This window comes from Azospirillum formosense (genome assembly GCF_013340925.1).
Taxonomy (GTDB): domain Bacteria; phylum Pseudomonadota; class Alphaproteobacteria; order Azospirillales; family Azospirillaceae; genus Azospirillum; species Azospirillum formosense.
Window position 1 is genome coordinate 1 of sequence record NZ_WHOR01000448.1, and the last position, 2,424, is coordinate 2,424.

General features: G+C 71.5%; 3 protein-coding genes. 1 reads left to right on the forward strand and 2 read right to left on the reverse strand.

Features of this window, described 5'->3' with window-relative positions; translation table 11 throughout:
- On the forward strand, positions 1 to 638 hold a 638-nt coding region (locus GBZ26_RS28825), incomplete at its 5' end, for an ABC transporter ATP-binding protein (protein WP_174441727.1).
- A gap of 4 nt (positions 639 to 642) precedes the next feature.
- Here the strand turns inward: GBZ26_RS28825 and GBZ26_RS28830 are convergent.
- On the reverse strand, positions 643 to 1,170 hold the full coding sequence (locus tag GBZ26_RS28830; RefSeq protein ID WP_174441728.1) for a MarR family winged helix-turn-helix transcriptional regulator: 528 nt from the start codon (positions 1,168 to 1,170) through the stop codon (positions 643 to 645).
- A gap of 123 nt (positions 1,171 to 1,293) precedes the next feature.
- On the reverse strand, positions 1,294 to 2,205 hold the full coding sequence (locus GBZ26_RS28835; RefSeq protein WP_174441729.1) for a DMT family transporter: 912 nt from the start codon (positions 2,203 to 2,205) through the stop codon (positions 1,294 to 1,296).
- Between the last annotated feature and the right edge of the window lie 219 nt (positions 2,206 to 2,424).

Here is a 2,424-nt window from a genome sequence, read left to right on the forward strand (position 1 = left end):
TGCTGCGCGCCGTCGTCGGGCTGAACCACGACTGGACCGGGTCCATCGCCGTGGCCGGTGCGGCGCAAAGCCGTCGCCGTGAGAAGGGCTTCTTCAAATCCTGCCAGATGGTCTTCCAGGACCCCTACGGCTCGCTGCACCCGCGCCACACCATCGACCGCATCCTGGCCGAGCCCATCGCCATCCATGGCTTGCGCGACGCCGACGCGCGGATCGACCGGGTGCTGCGCGACGTCGGGCTGGGGCCGCAGTTCCGCTTCCGCTACCCGCACCAGCTCTCCGGCGGGCAGCGCCAGCGCGTCGCCATCGCCCGCGCGCTGGTGCTGGAACCGCGCGTGCTGCTGCTCGACGAGCCGACCTCGGCGCTCGACGTGTCGGTGCAGGCGGAGATCCTCAACCTGCTGAAGCGGCTGCGGGCGGAGCACGCGCTGACCTACGTGCTGGTCAGCCACAATCTGGCGGTGGTCGCCACCATGTGCGACCGGCTGGCCGTGATGAACCGCGGCCGCATCGTCGAGGAGATGGATGTGGACTCGCTGCGCCGGGGGGCGGCGCGGGAGGACTACACGCGCCAGCTCCTGCGCGCCAGCCAGGGCTACGACCGCGCGGCGGCGGACAGCTTCAAGGACTTCGCGTAGACGCTCAGTCGGCGTCCGAGGACTGCGCGGCGGACAGCGGCGTGGGGCGGGCGGCCAGCGCGTCGGCCTGGGCCTGGAGCTTGGCCAGCAGGCCGTCGAGCTGGCCCATCTCCTCCTCCGTCAGGGCGCCGGTCAGCTCCCGCTCGTAGGCCAGGGCCAAGGGGACGATCTCCGTGTAGATCGCCAGCGCCTTGGGCGTCAGGGTGAGCTGCGCCTTGCGGCGGTCGGTGGCGCCCGATTCGCGCAGGATCAAAGCCGAATCGAGCATCCGGCTGATCGCCCGGCTGACCTGCACCTTGTCCATGGCGGTGCGCTGGGCGATCTCCCCCGCGCTCAGCGTCTCGCCGCCGCCCAACACGGCGATGACCCGCCATTCCGGGATGGTGATGCCGAATCGCTTCTCGTACAGCTTCGCCACCGTGTGGCTGACCGTGTTGGACAGCACCGCCAGGCGGTAGGGCAGGAAGCGGATCAGATGCAGCAGCGGCGCGGCGGAATCGGCGCCGGAACGCTTGCGGCGGGGGGAGGCCATGGGGTGTCGCGCCTTATCGGAATGCGGGAACCGGATGCCGGTTTCTCCATCCTGCCCCGGAAATTGGCGGACGCAACCGTTTCAGATAAAAATTTCCAAACGGCGGACGCTGCCCCGACAGGTTCAGCGGTTGACGATCAGCGCGACGCCCAGCACCGCGACGATGGCGCCCGCCCAGGCTCCGGCCCCCGGACGCTGGCGGGTCCAGACCCACAGCATCGGCAGGATCAGCACCGGGCTGGTGGCCGACAGGGTGGCGACCACGCCGGCGTTGCCGTGGGCCAGCCCGATCAGCAGCAGCGTCATCCCCAGCCCCAGCCCGATGAAGCCGTTCACCACCACCTGGGCGAAGACGCGCGGCGTCAGGCCGGGGCCGAAGCCGACGCGCTGGCCGGGCAGCAGCCCGCCGGCGAAGAGCAGCAGCCCCGACATGCCGACGCGCACCGCCGCCGCCGCGATGGGGTCGGCGCCCGCCGCCATCACCGGCCGGGCGATGACCGAGCCGGCGGCTTGGCAGACGGCGGCGATCAGGCAGGCGCCGACGCCGACCAGCAGGCGCCCGCGCACCGACTCCCAGTCATGGAGGGCGGCGCCGGTGCCGTTCGGAACCGGGCTGGCGCGGAAGAAGATCGCCAGCATCACCCCGGCGGTGACCAGCGCGATGCCGACCGCCGTCCACGGCCCCAGCGCCTCCCCCAGCACGGCCCAGGCGAGGAGCGCGGTGATCGGCGCGTTGGTGGCATAGATGACCGAGTTGCGGCGCGGCCCGATGCGCCCCAGCGCCCAGAACAGCGCGGTGTCGCCCATGACGATGCCGACCGCGCCCGACAGGGCCAGGATCGCCGCCCCTTGCAGGTCGAGCGTCTGCCAGCCGCCGAGCAGCGTCGCGGCCAGCGCCGTGCCGACGAAGACGATGCTCATGCGCAGGCGGTTGAATGCGACCGAGCCGATGGCCCGCACCGGGCCGATGGCGATCAGCCCGCTGGCCGCCCAGCAGAGCGCGGCCCCCAGGGCGGCGAGGTTGGCGGTCAGCATGACGGGAGCTTAGAAAGGGCAGGGTGGGGCGCAGAATGGGGCATTGTGCCCGCACCCTATCCGGAACCCCGCCGGGGTGGTAGTGCGGCGGTGACATGGCGGGGGGGGCGTGTGGTCTTTGGGGGAGTGGGCGCGCCGAGCCCCCCCTCCTGCGAAGCCGTCTCTTTTTTACATCTCCGGGCCCCCGGGACTAAAGGGAAATGTCGAAGGCGGCCTTTT